Raw genomic sequence first — 12,559 nt, forward strand, 5'->3', positions numbered from 1 at the left:
AGCGCTACAGGCGGTCGGCGGCCAGTAGTCGGTCGGCGGCGAAGGCGAGCAACCAACCGCCGCCCTTGGGGGTGGTGAAGTCCGCGTCGGTGCGGCCGGTCAGCCGCTCCAGGGCACCCGGCAGCACCTTGCCCTGGCCGCACACCGCCGCCTGTCCACCGGCGTTGGCCAGCTCCAGCAGCCGGGCGGCGGTGGCCAGGATCCGCTCGTCGCTCTGCTGGCCGGGCTGCGGCTCGTCCAGGTCGCCGCAGATCTCGATCGGCAGGTCGAGCAGCGCGGCGGTCGGGTCCAGGGTCTGCACGCACCGTCGCGGTGACGCCGACACCAGCCGGGCCGGCCGGATCAGGGCGACCAGTTCGGCCAGCGTGCTCGCCTGGGCCCACCCCTCGGCGTCCAGGGGTCGCCCGACGTCGGGGCCGGACCAGGTGGCCCGCTTGCCGGCGTGCGCGTGCCGGACCAGCGCGACCGTCGCGGTCACCGACGGCAGCGCGGCGAACGCCGCCAGCACCTCGGCGTCGTGGGGATAGCTGACCAACTGGATCGCGTCGTCCACCGCGAGCCAGCGCAGGTCGTCCACCTCGGTGTCCGGTTGGAAACCGCCGCTGGCCACCGCGAGCATCGACCAGTAGTCGACCAGTTTGGCCTGCCCCTCGCTGCGGTACCGCACCGACGGCAGCCGGACCTGCGGCACGCCCCGCACGTCGGCCTCCTCGGCCACCTCGCGGACCGCCGCGGCCAGCGCATGCTCGCCCGGTTCCAGCTTGCCCTTCGGCAGCGTCCAGTCGCCGTAGCGGGGGCGGTGGACCAGGCAGACGCGTACGCCATCGGGGGACGGCCGCCAGGCCACCCCGCCCGCCGCCCGGATGCCGGTCACGGCAGCCAACTGGTCCGCCGCCGCCGGGTGGCCCGGTGCCAGGCGGCCGGGAAGAGTTCCCGCATCCGGCGTACCGACTCCCGGTCCCGCTCGGCCAGCCGCCCGGCGGTGACCGCCAGCTCGTGGTCGTCCGGCCGCTCGGCGGCGATTTCCAGCCAGCTTTCCGCTGCCACGGCCGCGTCCTGGTGCTCGCCGAGCACGTCCTGCACACGGGCAAGGGCGCGGGACAGTCGGCGTGCGCCCTCGCCGACCGTCGGTGCCACCGCGTTGACCGCGTACCGGGCCTGCTTGCCTTCGTTACGAACGGCGTGCCAGCGTTCGTCCGGCGCCTGTGCGTCGAGCCCGTCGACGCCGTCCGGCCCGGTCAGCCGCCCCCAGGGCCGGGCCACCAGCGCGGGCAGCGCCTCCGCCGCGGGGGCAGCCGACGCCCTGGTGAGCCGGGGCGCGCGGGCGGCCAGCACCAGAGTGTCCACCAGGGCCAGGTAGCGCGCGGAGCGTAGCGCCTCGTCGATGGCGGTGAGCGCCAGCTGTTGCCGTTCGGCGAGCACCTCGTCCAGCCGGTCCACCGCGCCCTGGTCGAGGGGGCTGAGCGGATCGGCGCTCGCGGTGCGGCGCAGCCGTTCGCGCAGCACTTCGGCGTCGCGGGCCGCGCCGAGGACACCGGCGAGCCAGCGCAGCTCGGTGCGCAGCGGACGGGACCAGGTCTTGCGGATCAGCGGCTTGAAAGTGCGCAGATCGCTGCGGAGGCGTCGGCAGGCCACCCGCATCTGGTGCACGGCGGTGTGGCCACCGGCGGCCGGGGCGCGCAGCCGGACCAGCGGATCGTGCGCCAGTAGCCGGCGGATCTCCTTGCGGACCGCCTCGGTCACCACGTCGCCGGCGCTCGGCTCGACGGTCAGCCCGGCGGGCGCAACCAGGTCCGGATCGGCCTGCGCCGTCGCGCCCAGCGCCCGTACGTGCTTCGGGGTGAACGACCCGCCCTGGGCGCCCGCTTCGCGCAGCACCGCGCCGACCCGGTCGAGCAGCTTCCGGTCGCCGGCCTTGAGCTCCACCTCCAGCTCGCGGAACGTGCCAGTGGTGGCGCCGGAGTCGTCGAGCACGGTCACCCGGTCGTCCACCACCTCGGCGAGCACCGAGCCGGCCTTGTCGCACACCTCGTACGCGTGCCGGACCGTCCGGATCACCGTCACCGGGGCCAGCGGCGCCCCCCGGTGCAGGACGGTGACCAACTCCACCAGCTCCGGCGGAGGCTGCCCCTTCGGCCCAGGGCGGGAGATCTCGTGCCGGACGCCCGGCGTCCCGGTCGGCAGCTTCACCGTCCAGGGCAACTCGTCGCCCCGGCGGTGGCGCAGCGAGGCACCGGCGCGGGCCAGCCGCAGGTCCACGGTGTCGAGGTAGCGGGCGACCAGCGTCGCCGGTGGCAACGCCCGGATCCGACCTCCGGCCGGGGCGGTGGCGGTCAGGTCCGGCAGCACGTACGCGTCGTCCACCTCGTACTTCTGCTCCTCCTCGACCATCAGCTCAGCCTATGCGCTGATCGGTCAGCTGGCCGTGCCACCGACGCGGTGCAGCAGCAGTTCCTGCAGATGCGTCCGGGCGGTGTCGTCCCCGCCGGTACGCCGGGTCCAGCTGCCGTCACCGGCCAGGTCGAACGCGTCCACGTCGGGGCTCATCGCGGCGGTCAGCATGTGGTCCAGCTCGGCGCGGGCGACCGGGTCGCTCACCCGCACCAGCGCCTCCACCCGACGGTCGAGGTTGCGGTGCATCAGGTCGGCCGAGCCCATCCAGAACTCGGCCTCGCCGTTGTTGCCGAACCGGAAGACCCGGGAGTGCTCCAGGAAACGGCCGAGGATCGAGCGGACCCGGATGTTTTCCGACAACCCTGGCACCCCGGGGCGCAGCGTGCACATGCCCCGGATGAGCAGGTCGACATGCACACCGGCCTGGGAGGCTCGGTACAGCGCGTCGGTCACCCCCTCGTCGACAAGTGAGTTGACTTTGAACTGGACCAGGCCGGGCATGCCCAGCCGGACGTGGGAGATCTCCCGTTCGATCCGCTCGATGAGGCCGCTGCGGATGCCCTGCGGGGCGACCAGCAACCGCCGGAACGCGGTCTGTCGGCTGTAGCCGGTGAGCACGTTGAACAGGTCGGTGAGGTCGGCGCCGATTTCCGGGTCGGCGGTGAGCATGCCGAAGTCCTCGTACATCCGGGCGGTCTTCGGGTGGTAGTTGCCGGTGCCGATGTGGCAGTACCGGCGGATCTGGTTGCCCTCCTGGCGGACCACCAGCGCGGTCTTGCAGTGCGTCTTCAGGCCGACCAGGCCGTACACCACGTGGCAGCCGGCGCGTTCCAGCGTGCGGGCCCAGCCGATGTTGGCCACCTCGTCGAAACGGGCTTTCACCTCCACCAGCACCACCACCTGCTTGCCGGCGGCGGCCGCGTCGACCAGCGCGTCGACGATCGGGGAGTCGCCGCTGGTGCGGTAGAGGGTCTGCTTGATGGCCAGCACGTTCTCATCGGCGGCGGCCTGCTCGATGAAGCGCTGCACGCTGGTGGCGAACGAGTGGTACGGATGGTGCACGAGGATGTCCCCGTCGCGCAGGGTGGCGAAGACGCTGCGCGGCACCTCGCCCTCGGCGAGCCGGGGATGGGTGGACGGCACGAACGGCGGGTCCTTGAGGTCCGGCCGGTCGGCCTCGCCGTAGACCTGCCACAAAGCGGAGAGGTCCAGCAGCCCGGGCACCCGCTGCACGTCCTGGTCGCTCATGTCCAGCTCGCGGACGAGCAGCTCCAGCATGTGGTCAGAGATGGACGCGGCCACCTCCAGGCGGACCGGCGGGCCGAACCGCCGCCGGGCCAGCTCCCGCTCCAGAGCCTGGAGCAGGTCCTCGTCGCGGTCCTCGTCGACCTCCACCTCGGCGTTGCGGGTGACCCGGAACAGGTGGCACTCGACCACCTGCATGCCGCTGAACAACTGGCCCAGGTGCACCGAGATCAGGTCCTCCACCGGCAGCATCCGCACGCCCGGCTGGTCCCGGTCCACCCGGACGAAGCGGGGGACGTTGTTGGGCACCTTCACCCGGGCGAACAGCTCAGAACCGCCGTCGGGGTCGCGAACCGCCACCGCCAGGTTCAGCGACCGCCCGGAGATGTACGGGAACGGGTGCGCCGGGTCCACCGCGAGCGGGGTCAGCACCGGAAAGATGTGCTCCCGGAAATAGGTGCGCAGCCGCTCCCGCTCGGGGTCGCCCAGATCGCCCCAGCGCAGTATGCGGATGCCCTCGTCGGCCAGCTTGGGCAGCACATCGTCGACGAAGCAGGCGGCTTGCCGCGCACCCAGTTCGGTGGTGCGCTCGGCGATCAGCGCCAGCTGGGTACGCAGAGGCAGTCGGTCCCCGCCGCGTACCGGCAGGCCGGCGGAAAGTCGCCGCTTCAGCCCGGCGATCCGCACCATGTAGAACTCGTCGAGGTTGCTGGCGAAGATCGCCAGGAACTTGGCCCGTTCCAGCAGGGGGGTGCGCTGGTCCTCGGCCAGGGTGAGCACCCGGGCGTTGAAGTCGAGCCAGGAGAGCTCCCGGTTGAGGAACCGGTCCTCCGGCAGCGGAGGCGCCGGCGGTTTCTCGTCCTCGTCCCGGGCGTCGGTGGGCAGGTTGCTCGGCAGGACCGGATGGACGTCACCGGCGGCCGGGCCGTCCGGGTCGGTGGTCGGCTCGGAGTCGAGGACCTCGTCCAGCCCGGAGGAGGCGGTGCCCGGGTCGTCGGCGAGGGTGTCGGCGCGGGCGGCGCTGGCCCGCTCGGCGCGGGAGGGCCGAAAGCGGCCGTCGGCGCCGCGTACGCGGGAGCCGTTGCGGAGGTCGGTGGCCGGCGGGCGGGCGGGTTGTTCGCGAGGGGTGCTCACCTGCTCATAATCACCCGATTCCGGTAAACGCAAAATGAACTTGGGTTCGCCGGCTCAGATCATCGTCGGCAATGCCACTCGGACGACCTCGCCGTCGGGGTCGGTGTCGATGCGAACCCGCTGGCCGAGCCGGAGCAGCCGCAGCCCGGAGGCGTCGAAGGCCCGGGCGGGGAAGCGCATCTCGGTGCCGTCGTCGAGCAGCAGGACACCGCTGCGCGTCGCCGCGTCGTAACTGGCCACCGTGCCCTGCATGTTGGCAACGTACACCCGGGGGGTCTGCCTGCGACGCGGGCGGGAGGGGTCAGCCCGCGGAGCGGGCCGGGCGGCCGGCCGCGACCAGCGCGGCGGTGCGCGGCCCCAGCCCGAGCCGGGCCGCGGCGGTCAGGTCCGCGGCGGTGTCCACGTCCCGGCGCAGGCTGGGCCAGTCGCCGCTGAGCGGCAGTGCCCCACTCGCCGCGTGCGCGGCCGCCGAGCCCACCCCGAAGCGGGGATCCAGCGGTACGCCCGGCGGGGCGGTGAGCAGCACCGTGCCGCCGCCGGGCGCGTCCGGCACGAACCGGCGTACCGCCGGTCGGCCGTTCTGCGCCGCGAGCAGTGCGCCCGCCAGCTCGGCCGGGCGCAGCGCCGGCAGATCCGCGGTGAGCCCGGCCACCCAGGCGGCGATGGCCCCGGCCGCGCCGTGCCGGAACGCGGCGTTCAGGCCGGCGTCCGGCGCGTCGGGGAGCACCCGCGCGCCGGCGATCCGGGCCGCCGCCGCCACCCGGGCGTCGTCGGTGACCACCAGGGCCTCGGCGACCGCGGGGCAGGCCAGCACCGCGCGGAGCGTGTCGGCGGCCAGCGCCAGCGCCAGCTCCTCGTGCGGTACGCCGGGCAGCGCGCCCCGCAGCCGGCTCTTGGCCGCGGTCAGATGCTTCACGGGCACCACCACGGCCCACCTCGGCTGACTCACGTCGGCAATCCTGCCAGCCGGACGCCGGGACCCTCACTGGCCGTACCGGGGGCGAGCAGGCATGATTTCCGCTGCGGGTGTCGCGGGCGGGGTTTCGCGGCGGGGTGGGCGCGACGAGGAGGCACAGTGGCACGGCGGAGGCTGGGGTTCTGGCAACGGTTCGCCGTGGGGCTGGTCAAGCCCGTGATGACCGTGTGGACCCGGCGTACCTGGCGTGGCCAGGAGCACCTCCGCCGCGACGACGGCGTGATCATCGTGGCGAACCATCTGTCGCACGCCGATCCGTTGGTCTCCGCGCATTTCATCTACGATTCCGGGCGCTGGCCGCAGTACCTGGGCAAGGCCAGCGTGTTCCGGGTGCCGGTGGTCGGCTGGATCCTGCACCGGTGCCGACAGATCCCGGTCGAGCGGGGCAGCGTCGACGCGGTCCGCTCACTGGACGCCCTGGTCGCCGCGCTCGATCAGGGTGGCGCCGTGGTGATCTACCCGGAGGGCACCATCACCCGACAACCGGAGCTGTGGCCGATGAAGGCCAAGACCGGCGCCGCCCGGCTGGCCCTGGCCACCGGCGTCCCCGTCGTACCGGTGGTGATGTGGGGGCCGGAGCGGATCTTCGACCCACGGACCAGCCGCGTCAACCTGCGCCCCCGGATTCCGGTGACCGTTGTCGCCGGGGAACCGATCGACCTGAGCCGGTGGGCGGACGCCCAGCCGACCCGGGCCACCCTCGAAGAGATGACGGACACCATCATGTTGCGGCTGCGGGACATGCTCGCCGAGATCCGTGGCGGCACCCCGCCGCCGCTGTGGGAGCGACCGGACCGGTCCTCCGCCGGGCCCGAGCAGCAGGGTGACCTGGCATGAGCGAGCGAATCATCAGGCTCAGCAGCGGCGCCGCTCAGGCCGCCGCGAAGCGAAGCGGAGCGGTGGCATGAGCGGGCACGTCGCGGTGCTCGGTGCCGGTTCCTGGGGCACCGCGTTCGCCAAGATCCTCGCCGATGCGGGGCGGGACGTGACGGTGTGGGCCCGTCGTGCGCCGGTCGCCGAGAGCATCCGGGTCGAGCGCCGTAACCCGGAGTACCTGCCCGACCTGCTGCTGCCGGCCCGTGTCACCGCCACCGCCGACGCCGCCGAGGCGATCACCGGCGCCGAGGTGGTGGTGCTGGCCGTGCCGTCGCAGACCCTGCGTGGCAACCTCGCCGAATGGGCCGGGCACCTGCACCCGGACTCCACCCTGGTGTCGCTGATGAAGGGCATCGAGCTCGGCACCACCAAGCGGATGAGCGAGGTCATCGTGGAGACCGCCGGGGTCGCCGCGAACCGGGTGGTCGTCGTGTCCGGTCCGAACCTGGCCCCGGAGATCGCCGCCGAGCAGCCCGCCGCGACCGTGGTCGCCGGGACCGACAGCCACCGCACCGTGCTCGTGCAGTCCTCGATCCGGACGCCCTACCTGCGCCCCTACACCAACGACGACGTGATCGGCTGCGAGCTGGGCGGGGCCGTCAAGAACGTGATCGCCCTGTCGTACGGCATCGCCACCGCGATGGGCTTCGGCGACAACACCCGGGCCATGCTGATGACCCGAGGGCTGGCCGAGACGGCCCGGCTGGGTGTGGCGCTCGGCGCGGACCCGATCACCTTCGCCGGCCTCGCCGGCATGGGCGACCTGGTCGCCTCCTGCTCGTCCCCGCTGGCCCGCAACCGCACCTTCGGGGAGCATCTGGGCCGGGGTGAGACGCTGGAGCAGGCCCAGGCCGCCACCCGGCAGACCGCCGAGGGCGTGAAGAGCTGCCTGGCGATCCGCGACCTGGCCCGGGCGCACGGCGTGGAGATGCCGATCACCGAGCACGTCGAACGGATCTGCCACGAGGGGATGGACCCGCGCCTCGCCGTGGAAACCCTGATGAGCCGCACCGCCAAACCCGAGTCGTACGAGTGAGGCTCCGATGAGCGAGTTGGGAGACGGCACCCGCTGCGTACGCGCCGGTCTGCCCGAGCCGGCACCGGGGGACCCGTTCCTGCCCGGGCCGGTCTTCGCCGCGCCGTACCACCTCGACCCGTGGCAGGGCCCCGCTGGCTCGCCGAACGGCTACGGCCGCCCCGACAACCCGACCCGGCGGCTGCTGGAGGCGGCCGTGGGCGAGTTGGAAGGCGGTGACTGTCGGGTCTTCGCCACCGGTCAGGCGGCCATCACCGGCCTGCTGCTCACCCTGCTGCGCCCGGGGGACACCGTGGTGCTGCCCGCCGACGGATACTTCCCGGTTCGGGCGTTCGCCACCGACGTGCTGGAGGCCATCGGCGTCCGGGTGCTCTTCGTGCCGACCGTCGGGCCGTACCCGTCGCTTGCGGGTGTCCGGCTGGTGCTGGTGGAAACGCCGGCCAACCCGGGCCTGGACGTGGTCGACGTGGCGGCCCTGGCCGAGAGGGCGCACGCCGCCGGCACACTGCTCGCGGTGGACAACACCACGGCCACCCCGCTTGGTCAGCGCCCGCTGGACCTCGGTGCCGATCTGGTGGTCGCCTCCGGCACGAAGGCGCTCACCGGCCACTCCGACCTGCTGCTGGGCTACCTGGCCAGCCGGTCCGCCGAGCTGATCGAGGCGGTGACGGCCTGGCGTACCACCACCGGGGCGGTCCCGGGCGCGTTCGACGCCTGGCTGGCCCACCGGTCGCTGGCCACCCTCGACCTGCGGCTGGCCCGGCAGAGCGCGAACGCCGCCGCCGTCGCCGATCTGCTCGCCGGTCGACGGGACGTGACCGGCCTGCGCTGGCCGGGGCGGCCGGACGACCCCGCGTACCCGGTGGCCTCGGCGCAGATGCGTCGGATGCCCGGGGTGCTCTCGTTCGACCTGGGCGACGCCGACCGGGTGGCCCGCTTCATCGACGCCGCCCGACTGGTGGCGGCGGCCACCTCCTTCGGTGGCCTGCACACCACCGCCGACCGGCGGGCGCAGTGGGGCGACGACACCTCGCCCGGCTTCGTCCGGTTCTCGTGCGGGGCAGAGGACACGGCCGACCTGCTGGCCGACATCGCCGCCGCCCTGGACGCGGCCGGGCCGGTCTGATGAGGAGACCCATGGCATCACCGTTCCCCACCGACCGAGCCGCCCTCGTGGGTCGGCTGCGTGCCGCCGGCTGCGTCTACGCCGAGGACGAGGCCGAGTTGCTGTTGGCCGCTGCGGACTCGCTGGACAGGTTGGCCGACCTCACCGACCGCCGGGTGGCCGGCGAACCGCTGGAGTACCTGCTCGGCTGGGCGGAGTTCTGCGGCCTGCGGATCGCCGTCGACGCCGGCGTCTTCGTGCCGCGTGGCCGGACCGCCCTGCTGGTCGAGGCGGCGGCCGAGGTGACCGGCCCGGCGCCGGCCGTGGTCGACCTCTGCTGCGGCTCCGGGGCCACCACGGTCGCGCTGGCGCACCGGCTCGCGCCGCGCTGGCTGGCGGCCGCCGACATCGACCCGGCGGCTGTGGCCTGCGCGCGCCGCAACCTCGCCGGGTTGAACGCCGAGGTGTACGAGGGGGACCTCTTCACGCCGCTGCCCCGGCAGTGGCGGGGTCGGCTGGACCTGGTGATGGCCAACGCCCCGTACGTGCCGACCGACGCGGTGGCGCTGATGCCCCCCGAGGCGCGGCTGCACGAGGCCCCGGTGGCGCTCGACGGCGGGCCGGACGGGCTTACCGTGCTGCGTCGGGTGGCCGCCACCGCAGGCGACTGGCTGGCACCGGGCGGGCACCTGGTGGTGGAGGTCAGCGTCGGGCAGGCAGAGGCGCTCTGCGCGGCGCTCAGTGCGGCTGGGCTGGTGCCGAGCGTGCGGCACGACGACGACCTGGACGGCACCGCGGTGGTCGCCCGCCGCCCCGACTGAGCCCGCTCGCCACGGGCCCGCTGCCCGCCGCCGCGTTCCCGGGAAAGCCACGCTGCGCATCCCGTCGCATCGGCCAGCCCTTCATCTGAGGCCATGGGGCTGGCAGCAAAGGACGAGACCTGACGGCGCTGCCGCCGGGTCAGGTCGGCCCAGCGGTCCTGGAGTTCCGGTCCTCCCGGGCATGGCGGGGGGAGAGGGCTTGGCCGTAGCCTCGGCTCACACTCATGATGGCGGGAGGCGGTTTTCGGTGGGCAGCGCAGGGGTGCCGGTGGTCGTCGGGTTGGACAATGGCGGCACCAGCAACAACGCCACCGTGCTGACGGTGGACGGCCGGTTCCTGGTGGACGGGCTGCTCGAGATCCCCAGCGAGGTGCGGTCCGGGCCGGAGGCGGCGATCGAGGCACTGGCCCGGGCGCTGGACGGGGCCCTGGCGCAGACCGGTGTGCCGCGCGACCTGGTCCGGGCGGTTGGGCTGGACACTCCCGGCCCGGCCAGCGCCGACGGCGTCATCTCGTCGCGGGGCTCCACCAACTTCTCCCAGCCGGCCTGGCGGGGCTTCGACGTGCGGGGCGCGCTGGAGCGACGGCTCGGCCTGCCGGTGGTCTACCACAACGACGGCAACGCGGCCGCGCTCTACGCCCACCACGCGTACTTCGGCACCGACGCGATGAAGCGATCGTCGGTCTCCGCGATCGTCGGCACCGGCCTCGGTGGCGGTGTGGTCGAGAGCGGCCGGGTGCTTGCCGGCGCGGCCGGCATGGCCGGGGAGCTGGGTCACGTGCACATTCCGCTGAACGGGCTGCTCGGCCCGGGGCAGCCGGAGCCCACCTGCGCCTGCGGCTTCATCGGGGATGTCGAGAGCGTCGCCTCGTTGACCGGCATCGAACGCAACCTGCTGCCGTACTGGCTGACCCGTTTCCCCGACCACCCGCTCGCCGCCGAGCCGGTTGCCCGGGCGGCCAAGCTGGTTCGCGGGTACGGCGAACGGGGGGACGCCCTCGCGCGGGACCTCTTCGCCCAGCAGGCGATGGCGCTGGGGCGGCTGTTCACCGTGGCGGCGAACTTCACCGACCCGCACGCGTACTTCGTCGGCGGTGGGGTGGTGGAGGCGGCACCGGAGTTCCGTGACTGGTTCCTGGCGACGGTCCGCGAGCACACCGTGCTCCGGGAGGAGCAGGCGGCGGTGGCCACCTTCGCGCTGGTGCCGGAACGGGACATGGCCGGTGCCCGGGGCGTGGCTATCGCCGCGCTGGAGGCGCTGCGCGCCGCCCCGGAGCCCCGCCCGCTGGTCGCCTGAGCCTGATACCGCCCCGGCCCGCCGCGCCCTGTTCAGCGGCGCGGCGGGCCGGTGCGGCCGGGCGGCAACCCGGCCTGGCCAGCGGTGTGACGGCCAGGTCAGGGGCGGGGTGGTGCCTGGGCGAAAGCGGCCCAGGCGGCCGTTGCGAACAGCAGGGCCGGGCCGGTCGGGTCCTTGGAATCGCGGACGGCCACCAGCCGCGGGATCGCGGCCACCTCCACGCAGGCGCCCTCGTCGCCGCTGCGGCTGCTCTTGCGCCACGCCGCCGCGGCCAAGGCCGCTGTGATCGTCGGTGTCATCGGTCCTACCGTCCCTTCAGGACTGACAGGAGCATCTCGCGGCTGTCCGCCGGGCTGAGCGCCACGCTTCGGAGATGCTCCATGATCTTGGTGCAGGTACGCGTTTCCCCGGCCCGGTCGAGGATCATCTGACCTGCGACGGTCTCCACCGAGGCGATGATCGGGTCCTCCGGGTCGGCGAACTCCAGGATGTGCAGCGAACCCCGGGTGCCCCGGTGGTAGCCGGCGGAGAGCGGGATCACCTGGACGCCGATGTTCGGCAGTTCGGCCATCTTGACCAGGTGGCGTAGTTGCCCGTCCATCACCGATTTGTCACCGACCGGGCGCAGCAGCGCGCCCTCGTCGATGATCGCGTCGAAGATGGGCGGCTGGTCACCGGTGAGCCGCTGTTGGCGGTCGAGCCGGATCTTGACCCGTTGCTCCACCAGGTCGTCCCCGAGGGTGTGCGGCCCGCCGCGCATCACGCCACGGACGTAGTCGGCGGTCTGTAGCAGGCCGGGCACCACCGAGGGCTCGAAGTTGGCGATTGCGGTCGCCTCGGCCTCCAGGGCAATGAAGTCGATGGTGCGCGGATCCAGCAGGTAGGAGTACGACACCCACCAGCCCGGCTTGCGGGCGTCCTTTGCGAGCTGCACCGCCGCAGCCACCTCCTCGGCACCCACCCCGTACGACGTGAGCAGGGCGCGCACGGTTGCCGGGGTGATCAGGGTCTGGGCGTTCTCGTACCGGGAGAGGGTGCTGCGGGTGCTGTTGATCTCATCCGCCGCGGTCTCCAGCGTCAGCCCGGCGGCTTCCCGGTGTTGGCGCAGGGCGATGCCGAGCCGGCGGGCACGGGCGGTCTTCGGGGCCATACATCGATGGTCGCACACATTCGTGGGAACGTCTGCATGAGAGAACGTCGATGAGAGTTGCATTCACGGCTGTACACGTGTCAATCTGTCATCACGTCCTCACCGCCGGTTGTCGTGGCGACGGTGGTGGTGAGCGACCGGAGGGGATGGGGCGCGCGGCGATCGGGTTTCTCCCCCGTACCCGATCGTCGCGTGCCGCCGCCATCCCGGCCCGCCGGAAGGAGACGACGTGCGAACCGGTCCGGAGCCCCCCGCCGCCGTGCACCCGGACGGCCGTCGATGACCCGCTTCCTCGTGGTGCTCACCGACGTGCGTCCCGTCGAGGGCATCGACCGCAACGAGCGGACCGCGCCGGAGCGGCGCCGGCAGGTGGTCGGCGCCAGCAGTCGGGAGGCCGCCGACCGGATCGCCGGAGCGTTCATGGCGCTGGGCATGGTGCGGGCCGGTCGACAGCGGGTGAAGGTGATCGCGGTCGGCCGACGGCACGCCCGCGACTGAGCAGGCCCAGGTCGCCGGTCTATGGCA

General features: G+C 73.4%; 13 protein-coding genes. 6 read left to right on the top strand and 7 right to left on the bottom strand.

Features of this window, described 5'->3' with window-relative positions:
• Positions 1-4: 4 nt before the first annotated feature.
• The 5 genes from OG811_RS17235 to cofC are packed head-to-tail and all read right to left on the bottom strand — an operon-like array spanning position 5 to position 5,722.
• Positions 5-883 carry an NUDIX domain-containing protein gene (locus OG811_RS17235; protein ID WP_406067066.1) on the bottom strand — a complete coding sequence of 293 codons (879 nt, stop codon included), beginning with the start codon at positions 881-883 and terminating at the stop codon, positions 5-7.
• Complete coding sequence (locus tag OG811_RS17240; protein WP_406067067.1) at positions 871-2,391, bottom strand: CHAD domain-containing protein; 1,521 nt, start codon at positions 2,389-2,391, stop codon at positions 871-873. Before OG811_RS17240 ends, OG811_RS17235 begins: the two co-directional genes overlap by 13 nt.
• 24 nt (positions 2,392-2,415) lie before the next feature.
• Positions 2,416-4,773 carry an RNA degradosome polyphosphate kinase gene (locus OG811_RS17245; protein WP_406067068.1) on the bottom strand — a complete coding sequence of 786 codons (2,358 nt, stop codon included), beginning with the start codon at positions 4,771-4,773 and terminating at the stop codon, positions 2,416-2,418.
• Between the two features lie 54 nt (positions 4,774-4,827).
• A complete protein-coding gene (locus OG811_RS17250; RefSeq protein WP_406067069.1) occupies positions 4,828-5,025 on the bottom strand; it encodes a cold-shock protein in 198 nt (65 codons plus the stop codon).
• Positions 5,026-5,074: 49 nt separating this feature from the next.
• On the bottom strand, positions 5,075-5,722 hold the full coding sequence (gene cofC, locus OG811_RS17255) for a 2-phospho-L-lactate guanylyltransferase (protein ID WP_406067070.1): 648 nt from the start codon (positions 5,720-5,722) through the stop codon (positions 5,075-5,077).
• A gap of 126 nt (positions 5,723-5,848) precedes the next feature.
• Here cofC and OG811_RS17260 point away from each other — a divergent pair, with 126 nt between their 5' ends.
• The 5 genes from OG811_RS17260 to OG811_RS17280 all read left to right on the top strand — a co-directional run bounded on the left by OG811_RS17260 (position 5,849) and on the right by OG811_RS17280 (position 10,884).
• Positions 5,849-6,586, top strand: a complete 738-nt coding sequence (locus tag OG811_RS17260; protein WP_406067071.1) for a lysophospholipid acyltransferase family protein — start codon at positions 5,849-5,851, stop codon at positions 6,584-6,586.
• Between the two features lie 67 nt (positions 6,587-6,653).
• Positions 6,654-7,661: an NAD(P)H-dependent glycerol-3-phosphate dehydrogenase gene (locus tag OG811_RS17265; RefSeq protein ID WP_406067072.1), complete on the top strand. Its 1,008-nt coding sequence runs from the start codon at positions 6,654-6,656 to the stop codon at positions 7,659-7,661.
• Positions 7,662-7,668: 7 nt separating this feature from the next.
• Positions 7,669-8,787 (top strand): cystathionine gamma-lyase, encoded by a 1,119-nt coding sequence (locus tag OG811_RS17270; protein ID WP_406067073.1) that lies wholly within the window; start codon positions 7,669-7,671, stop codon positions 8,785-8,787.
• Between the two features lie 11 nt (positions 8,788-8,798).
• The gene (locus tag OG811_RS17275; RefSeq protein ID WP_406067074.1) at positions 8,799-9,587 is read left to right on the top strand and encodes a putative protein N(5)-glutamine methyltransferase; all 789 of its coding nucleotides are present in this window, start codon (positions 8,799-8,801) and stop codon (positions 9,585-9,587) included.
• Between the two features lie 247 nt (positions 9,588-9,834).
• Positions 9,835-10,884, top strand: coding sequence for an ROK family protein (locus OG811_RS17280; RefSeq protein ID WP_406067075.1), 1,050 nt, complete (start codon positions 9,835-9,837; stop codon positions 10,882-10,884).
• Between the two features lie 98 nt (positions 10,885-10,982).
• Here the strand turns inward: OG811_RS17280 and OG811_RS17285 are convergent, their stop codons facing one another.
• Both OG811_RS17285 and OG811_RS17290 read right to left on the bottom strand, forming a co-directional pair.
• A complete protein-coding gene (locus tag OG811_RS17285) occupies positions 10,983-11,183 on the bottom strand; it encodes a DUF397 domain-containing protein (protein WP_406067076.1) in 201 nt (66 codons plus the stop codon).
• 5 nt (positions 11,184-11,188) lie between these two features.
• Positions 11,189-12,034: a helix-turn-helix domain-containing protein gene (locus OG811_RS17290; RefSeq protein WP_406067077.1), complete on the bottom strand. Its 846-nt coding sequence runs from the start codon at positions 12,032-12,034 to the stop codon at positions 11,189-11,191.
• Positions 12,035-12,313: 279 nt separating this feature from the next.
• Here OG811_RS17290 and OG811_RS17295 point away from each other — a divergent pair, with 279 nt between their 5' ends.
• Complete coding sequence (locus OG811_RS17295) at positions 12,314-12,532, top strand: hypothetical protein (RefSeq protein ID WP_406067078.1); 219 nt, start codon at positions 12,314-12,316, stop codon at positions 12,530-12,532.
• Positions 12,533-12,559 lie beyond the last annotated feature (27 nt).

Source organism: Micromonospora sp. NBC_01638 (assembly GCF_045209745.1).
Lineage (GTDB): Bacteria > Actinomycetota > Actinomycetes > Mycobacteriales > Micromonosporaceae > Micromonospora.

What these genes read in the sequence shown, in the direction of transcription:
- OG811_RS17275 (WP_406067074.1), top strand. Translation starts at nt 8,799, where the DNA reads ATGGCATCACCGTTCCCCACCGACCGAGCCGCCCTCGTGGGTCGGCTG.
- OG811_RS17285 (WP_406067076.1), bottom strand. Translation starts at nt 11,183, where the DNA reads ATGACACCGACGATCACAGCGGCCTTGGCCGCGGCGGCGTGGCGCAAG.
- OG811_RS17290 (WP_406067077.1), bottom strand. Translation starts at nt 12,034, where the DNA reads ATGGCCCCGAAGACCGCCCGTGCCCGCCGGCTCGGCATCGCCCTGCGC.
- OG811_RS17240 (WP_406067067.1), bottom strand. Translation starts at nt 2,391, where the DNA reads ATGGTCGAGGAGGAGCAGAAGTACGAGGTGGACGACGCGTACGTGCTG.
- OG811_RS17250 (WP_406067069.1), bottom strand. Translation starts at nt 5,025, where the DNA reads ATGCAGGGCACGGTGGCCAGTTACGACGCGGCGACGCGCAGCGGTGTC.
- OG811_RS17270 (WP_406067073.1), top strand. Translation starts at nt 7,669, where the DNA reads ATGAGCGAGTTGGGAGACGGCACCCGCTGCGTACGCGCCGGTCTGCCC.
- OG811_RS17265 (WP_406067072.1), top strand. Translation starts at nt 6,654, where the DNA reads ATGAGCGGGCACGTCGCGGTGCTCGGTGCCGGTTCCTGGGGCACCGCG.
- OG811_RS17295 (WP_406067078.1), top strand. Translation starts at nt 12,314, where the DNA reads ATGACCCGCTTCCTCGTGGTGCTCACCGACGTGCGTCCCGTCGAGGGC.